The sequence below is a fragment of the Arenimonas sp. genome, from assembly GCF_019459675.1.
Taxonomy (GTDB): domain Bacteria; phylum Pseudomonadota; class Gammaproteobacteria; order Xanthomonadales; family Xanthomonadaceae; genus Arenimonas.
On sequence record NZ_JAIBFH010000169.1, the window covers coordinates 1 to 6,588 of the forward strand.

The 6,588-nt window shown below is 70.2% G+C and carries 6 protein-coding genes; 3 read left to right on the plus strand and 3 right to left on the minus strand.

Going from position 1 to position 6,588, the window contains the following annotated elements; genetic code table 11:
• Together carA and dapB are read right to left on the minus strand one after the other, a co-directional pair.
• Window positions 1-1,093: glutamine-hydrolyzing carbamoyl-phosphate synthase small subunit (carA, locus tag K0M70_RS05930; protein ID WP_290780563.1), on the minus strand; the 1,093-nt coding region annotated here is incomplete at its 3' end.
• A gap of 153 nt (window positions 1,094-1,246) precedes the next feature.
• Window positions 1,247-1,981, minus strand: a complete 735-nt coding sequence (gene dapB, locus K0M70_RS05935; RefSeq protein ID WP_290780575.1) for a 4-hydroxy-tetrahydrodipicolinate reductase — start codon at window positions 1,979-1,981, stop codon at window positions 1,247-1,249.
• A gap of 105 nt (window positions 1,982-2,086) precedes the next feature.
• Between dapB and K0M70_RS05940 the strand changes: the two genes are divergently transcribed.
• The 3 genes from K0M70_RS05940 to K0M70_RS05950 are packed head-to-tail and all read left to right on the plus strand — an operon-like array spanning window position 2,087 to window position 5,312.
• The gene (locus K0M70_RS05940; protein ID WP_290780565.1) at window positions 2,087-3,937 is read left to right on the plus strand and encodes an adenylate/guanylate cyclase domain-containing protein; all 1,851 of its coding nucleotides are present in this window, start codon (window positions 2,087-2,089) and stop codon (window positions 3,935-3,937) included.
• Entirely contained in the window at window positions 3,934-4,473 is a 540-nt protein-coding gene (locus K0M70_RS05945; RefSeq protein ID WP_290780567.1) for an SH3 domain-containing protein, read from the plus strand. The genes K0M70_RS05940 and K0M70_RS05945 overlap by 4 nt, the downstream gene beginning before the upstream one ends.
• On the plus strand, window positions 4,470-5,312 hold the full coding sequence (locus K0M70_RS05950; RefSeq protein ID WP_290780570.1) for a M48 family metalloprotease: 843 nt from the start codon (window positions 4,470-4,472) through the stop codon (window positions 5,310-5,312). The genes K0M70_RS05945 and K0M70_RS05950 overlap by 4 nt, the downstream gene beginning before the upstream one ends.
• A 67-nt stretch (window positions 5,313-5,379) precedes the next feature.
• Here the strand turns inward: K0M70_RS05950 and dnaJ are convergent, their stop codons facing one another.
• On the minus strand, window positions 5,380-6,507 hold the full coding sequence (dnaJ, locus tag K0M70_RS05955; protein ID WP_290780572.1) for a molecular chaperone DnaJ: 1,128 nt from the start codon (window positions 6,505-6,507) through the stop codon (window positions 5,380-5,382).
• Window positions 6,508-6,588: the final 81 nt, after the last annotated feature.

Consider the following 6,588-nt stretch of genomic DNA (forward strand, 5'->3'; position numbering starts at 1 on the left):
CCCCCCCCCCCCCCCCCCCCCGCCGGCCCGGGCTGGCTTCCGGGTGGCCCTGGAAGCTGAAAGCAGGCGCATCGGCAAGCTCGATGCCCTGGTTGGTGCCGTCGAACAGCGAGCGGTGGGTTGCGCGCACGTTGGCCGGCAGGGTTGCCTCGTCCACGGCAAAGCCGTGGTTCTGGCTGGTGATCATCCCGCGCCGGGAATCGAGGTCGATGACCGGGTGGTTGGCGCCGTGATGGCCCAGCTTCATCTTCATGGTCTGCGCGCCGGCGGCCAGCGCCAGCAGCTGGTGGCCCAGGCAGATGCCGAACACCGGCACCCTGGTGGCCACGATCTCGCGGATGGCGGCGATGGCGTAGTCGCAGGGCGCCGGGTCGCCCGGGCCGTTGGACAGGAACACGCCGTCGGGTTTTTCCGCCAGCACCTGCGCGGCCGAAGTCTGCGCCGGCACCACGGTGACGCGGCAGCCGCGCTCGGCCAGCATGCGCAGGATGTTGCGCTTGACGCCGAAGTCGTAGGCCACCACGTGGAAGCGCGCCTCGGTGCGGACGAACGCGTTGCTGTCGAGGTCCAGCTGGCCCTCGGTCCAGGTGTAGCGCTCGCGTGTGCAGACCTCCTTCGCCAGGTCCATGCCCTTGAGGCCGGGGAACTTGCGCGCGGCTTCGATCGCCTTGTCGCGGTCGATGCCCTCGCCCGCCATCAGGCAGCCGTTCTGCGAACCACGGTCGCGCAGCAGGCGGGTCAGCTTGCGGGTGTCTATGCCGGCAATGGCGACCACGCCGCGCGCGGCCAGCCATTCGGGCAGAGCCACCTGGCTGCGCCAGTTGCTGGGCCGGCGCGGCACGTCGCGCACGATCAGGCCGGAGGCCCAGACGCGCTCGGCCTCGTCGTCCTGGGCCGTGCAGCCGGTGTTGCCCACGTGGGGATAGGTCAGGGTGACCAACTGCCGGGCGTAGGACGGGTCGGTCAGGATTTCCTGGTAGCCGGTCATGGCGGTGTTGAACACCACCTCGCCGACGCTGCTGCCAGGCGCGCCTACGGAAACGCCCTCGAACACGGTGCCGTCTTCGAGAGCGAGGATTGCGGGTTGGGTCACGGGCTATCGCCTTGCGATGGGGGAACCCGCTTCGCTGGGTGTGCGAGCAGCCGCGGACAGGGAAAAACCGTGTCCGTACGGATGAGGGTTCAGGCGAGCGGGAATTTTAGCGACCTCACCCCCAAAAGGGAAACGCCGCGTGCAACCGCCCGGTCAGCGGCGGCTGTCGGCCAGCAGCAGGGCGCCGTAGTCGTGCCGCCCCGGGCCCAACTGCGCCAGCCGCAGCGCCGCTTCCAGCGCGCCGCGGGCGAAGATGTCGCGGTGGGTGGCCCGGTGCACCAGCTCCAGGCGCTCGCCGGCGCCGCTGAGCTGCACCGTGTGTTCACCCACGATGTCGCCGGCCCGCAGGCTGGCGTAATGCGGCGGGCTGCCGCGGCCGGCCTCCACCGCCGCACCCAGGGTGAGGGCCGTGCCCGAGGGCGCGTCCTTCTTGTGGGTGTGGTGGGCCTCGACGATGTCGGCGTCCCAGCCCGGCAGGGCCGCCGACGCCAGGCGCACCAGCTCGGCCAGGACGGCCACGCCGGCGCTGAAGTTGGAGGCCCACATGACCGGGATGCGCTCGGCGGCCAGCGCCAGTGCCGCGTGCTGCGCCGCGGACAGCCCGGTGGTGCCGCTGAGCAGGGCCCGGCCATGGGTGACGCAGTGGGCCAGCAGGTCGTCGAAGGCGTCGGGCAGGCTGAAGTCGATGACCACGTCGAATTCCGGCGCGTCGCCCAGGGCCGCCGCGGCGAACACCGGCACGTCCCCGGCTTCGGCGACGGGCGCCCCGCTGAGGCTGGCGGCGGCGACCACGGCGACATCGTCGCGAAGCGCGGCCAGGCGCAGCAAGGCGCGGCCCATGCGGCCACTGGCGCCGTGGATGAGGAGTCGGGGAACGGGAGTGTCCATGCCGGTGACGCTAGCGGAAACCAGCACGGCCTGGCAAACGGCTAGACTCGGGCATGAAGCCCTGACGCCGCGCCCCACCCGCGCCGGCCCGACCCGCGAGGAAGCATGAGCTCCGCCAAGCGTGCCCCGCTCCGCCTGCCGCTGCTGGTGCTGGTCGCCATCGCCGCCCTGCTTTGGCTGGCCGGCGGACTGGACCGCGCCGACCGCGCGCTCGGCGATCGCCTGCTGCTGCAGCACTCGCACACGCGCTCCCCGCCGGACGACATCGTGCTGGTGGCGATCGACCAAAAGAGCCTGGAGGTGCTCAACCTCGATTTCGGCGCCTGGCCGTGGCCGCGCGCCATCTACGCCGAGCTGCTCGACCCCCTGGCGCGGTTCAAGCCGCGCGCGGTTGCCTTCGACATCCTGTTCAACGAGGCCGACACCGTCCAGCCCGACAGCGACATCGCGCTGCGCAACGTGGCCAAGTCGCAGGCCAACCTGTTCTTCGCGTCCATGACCCTGGTGGATGGCAACGCCACGCCGATTGACCAGCTGCCGGCGTCAATGGGCATCGAACGCAAGGCCATCGCCTCCGACAGGGCACCGCCCACCCTGCTGGTGCCGCGGATATTGGACGAGCAGAACTGGCGGGGTGGCCTGATCGATTTCGACAGGGACAGCGACGGCATCGGGCGCCAGTACCGCCTGTGGACCGACCTGGGCCGCTGGCGCATGCCCGGCATGGCCGCCAGCCTCGCGCGCTTCGTCGGCACGCCGCTGCCCGACCAGGACCGGATCCGGCTGAACTGGTTCCGGCAGGCGCCGCGCACCATAGCCTTCAGCGATCTGCTCAACGACCTGGGCCAGAAAAATCCGGTGATCGCCCCCACCCTCGCCGGCGCCGTGGTGGTGGTGGGCGCCACCGCGCCCGGCCTGAACGACATGCGGCCAACGCCGCTGGGCGCGCAAACCGTGGGCGTATTGGCCATCACTACCGCGCTGGCCAACCTGCGGGCGGGCGACTGGCTGCGCGACGTGCCGGCGCGCTGGCCCCTGGCCATGGCGATGTCGGGCCTGCTGGCAGCGGCGTTCCGGCGACGCCGCAGCCCGGTGAAGATCGGTGCCGTGCTCGGCGTTGCCACCATCGCCGTGCTGGCAACGGCCTACTTTGCCCTGCGGCTGGAGTATTGGCTGCCGGTGGGCGCCGCGCTGCTGCTGGCCTGGATCGCGTTCGGGCTGTTCACCATCCAGGCCCAGTGGCTGGACCGGCGCGAACGCGAGGCCACGGTGGGCATCTTCGGCCGCTTCCTGGACCCGCGGGTGGTGCAAAGCCTGGTGGACGCCGGCGAGCTGTCGCGCGACAGCAAGCCCCAGGCGCGCGAGATAACCAAACTGTTATACGACATCCGCCGTTTCACCACCCAGTCGGAAACCCGCACGCCCGAACAGGTGGTGGAGCTGCTCAACCGCTACTTCACCCGGCAGGTGGAAGTCATATTCCGGCACGGCGGTACGCTGGACAAGTTCATCGGCGACGCCGTGATGGCCTTCTGGAACGCCCCCACGCCGTCCGAAGGCCACGCCGAAAAGGCCGTGGCGGCGGCCATCGAGATGACCCAGGCCCTGGACGATTTCAAGCGCGAACTGCAGGCCGGCAACGAGGGCCTGGGCGACTTCGACGTGGGCATCGGCCTGCACACCGGCCCGGCCGTGGTGGGCTTTCTTGGCAGCGACACGCGAATGGAGTACACCGCCATTGGCGACACCGTGAACCTGGGCAGCCGCATCGAAGGAGCCACCAAGGGCGTGGCCAGAGTGCTGGTGTCCGGAGCCACGAGGTCCGCCTGCGGCCCCGGATCCCGTTTTCATTTCGTACACCGCGGGCAATTCCACGTCAAAGGACGGGAACAGCCCGTGGAACTTTACGAACCCCTGCTACACCCCGAGTCCCCACCAGTGGAGCCAGCAACATGACCCCAACCAGAATTCCCGGTTTGCCCCGACGCCGCGTGCTAGCGCTGGCGACCGTGGCCGCCCTCGCCGGCGGCGCCGTACTGGCCGAATCCGGCGCCGTGCTCAAGGACACCCCGCTGCGCAGCGAGCCCCTGGCCTCGGCCAGCGAAGTAGGCCAGCTCAAGGCCCGCGAAACGGTGCAGATCACCGCGCGGCAGGGCGCCTGGGCCGGCGTGACCACACCGGCCGGCACCGAGGGCTGGGCACGCATCCTCAACCTGCGCACCGGCTCGGCCGCCGCGGCGGCGGCCAGCGGCGTGCAGCTGACGTCCGTTTTCGCCACCGGCTCCAGCGGCAACTCGGTCAGCACCGGCGTCAAGGGCCTGTCGGCGGAACAGCTGATCGGCGCCTCGCCTGACGCCAGCCAGGTCGCCACGCTGGACGGCTTCGCCGTCAGCACGGGGGACGCCACGGCCTTCGCCGCGCAGGCGCCGCTGTCGGCCCAGCGCGTGGACTACCTCGCACAAGAGCGCGGCAGCCGAAGGAGGAACCGATGAGCCCGTCCCGCTGTGTCGTCGCCGTGCTCGCGCTGGCGCTGTCGGCCCCGGCCGGCGCCTTCGGCCGCCTGGGCAATGCCGAGGAGCTGCTCAAGTTCGGCCAGCGCGCGGCCAAGGCCAGCCAGACCATCACCGAACAGGATGAAGTGGAGCTGGGCCGCGGCATCGCCGCCAACGTGCTGGGCGCCGCACCGCTGGTGCCCGACCCCGAGCTGCAGCGCTACGTGAACCGCGTGGGCCTGTGGGTGGCCATGCAGAGCGAGCGACCCAACCTGCCCTGGCGCTTCGGCGTGATCGACAGTTCCGACGTCAATGCCTTCGCGCTGCCGGGCGGCACCATCCTGGTCACGGCCGGGCTGTACGACCGCCTTCGCGACGAAGCCGAGCTGGCCAACGTGCTGGGCCACGAGATTGCCCACGTGGTGCAGAAGCACCAGGTGAAGGCCATCCAGGGCGCCATGGGCCGCGACTTCGCCACCGAGATTGCCGGGGAAGTGGCCGGCCGCAGCGACAACGAGCTGGTGCGGCGCTTCGGCAACAAGGCCTTCCGGGCGGGCACGGAAGTGCTGGCGCGCGGCCTGGACAAGAGCGACGAGTACGACGCCGACCAGCGCGGCATGGTGCTGGCCGCGCGCGCGGGCTACAACCCGTTCGCGATGGCCGGCGTGCTGCAGACGCTTGATTCCGCCAACGCATCAGACAAATCCGTGGCGCTGCTGTTCTCCACCCATCCCACGCCTTCAAGCCGCATCGAGCGGTTGGAAGCGGCGGTGGGCGAGAAGCTCGACCCCTACGCGGTGCAGGCCACCCCGGGACGGCTGTACCGGCCGAACAACTAGCCGCACCGCAAAACAAGAAAGCCCGGCTTCGGCCGGGCTTTTTCGTGGGGCAACGCTGGCTGCCGGATCAGGACGTCATGCGGTCCCAGAACGCCTTCACACCGTCCAGGAAACCGCTGGAGCGCGGCGAGTGCCGGGCGCCCTCGCCTTCGAACGTGTTTTCGAATTCGTTGAGCAGTTCGCGCTGGCGGCTGGTCAGGTTCACCGGGGTTTCCACCACCACCCGGCACAGCAGGTCGCCGTGGCTGTGGCTGCGCACCGATTTCACGCCCTTGCCGCGCAGGCGGAACTGCTTGCCGGTCTGGGTTTCCAGCGGCACCTTGATCAGCGCCTCGCCGTCGAGCGTGGGCACCACGATGTCGGCGCCCAGCGCGGCCTGCGAGAAGCGGATCGGCACTTCGCAGTAAAGGTCGTTGCCGTCGCGCTGGAAGATGGGGTGCTCGTGCACGCTCACTTCCACGTACAGGTCGCCGGCCGGCGCACCCGGCGGTCCGGCCTCGCCCTCGCCGCTCAGGCGGATGCGGTCGCCGTTGTCCACGCCGGCGGGGATCTTCACCTGCAGCACCTTGTCTTCCTGCACGCGGCCGTTGCCGTGGCAGGTCTTGCAGGGCTTGGGGATGGACTTGCCGCGGCCGCCGCAGCTGGGGCAGTTCTGCTGCACGGCGAAGATGCCGCGCTGCATGCGCACCTGGCCGTGGCCCTGGCAGGTCTTGCAGGTTTCAACCTTGCGGTCTTCGGCGCCGGTGCCGTCGCAGGGCTTGCAGGCCACCAGGCTGGGCACTTCGATGCGCTTGTCCACGCCGAACACGGCCTCTTCCAGGTCGAGCTCGATCACGAAGCGCAGGTCGGCGCCGCGACGCGGGGCACGCTGGCGGCCACCCCCGAAGATGTCGCCGAAGATGTCGCCAAAGATGTCGTTGACGTCGCCGAATCCGGCGCCGGCATTGCTGTTGCCGCCGCCCATGCCGTGTTCGAAGGCCTTGTGGCCGTGCTGGTCGTACATGCGGCGCTTGCCGCCGTCCGACAGCACTTCGTAAGCCTCCTTGGCCTCCTTGAAGCTGGCCTCGGCGGTCGCGTCGTCCGGGTTGCGGTCGGGATGGTGCTTCTGGGCAGCGCGACGGTAAGCCTTCTTCAGCTCGTCTTCGGTCGCGGTGCGCGACACGCCCAGCACTTCGTAGTAGTCACGCTTGCTCATGCTTTCTTCCGATCATCCCCTGACAACAAAGCGCCCGCGCCGCCGGGTTCACCGGCCCGACGCGGGCGGCAGCCCGCGCCG

Bases quoted from the DNA above. Each gene is read 5' to 3' on its own strand.
- dapB (WP_290780575.1), bottom strand. From the start codon at position 1,981: ATGGACACTCCCGTTCCCCGACTCCTCATCCACGGCGCCAGTGGCCGC.
- K0M70_RS05940 (WP_290780565.1), top strand. From the start codon at position 2,087: ATGAGCTCCGCCAAGCGTGCCCCGCTCCGCCTGCCGCTGCTGGTGCTG.
- K0M70_RS05945 (WP_290780567.1), top strand. From the start codon at position 3,934: ATGACCCCAACCAGAATTCCCGGTTTGCCCCGACGCCGCGTGCTAGCG.
- K0M70_RS05950 (WP_290780570.1), top strand. From the start codon at position 4,470: ATGAGCCCGTCCCGCTGTGTCGTCGCCGTGCTCGCGCTGGCGCTGTCG.
- dnaJ (WP_290780572.1), bottom strand. From the start codon at position 6,507: ATGAGCAAGCGTGACTACTACGAAGTGCTGGGCGTGTCGCGCACCGCG.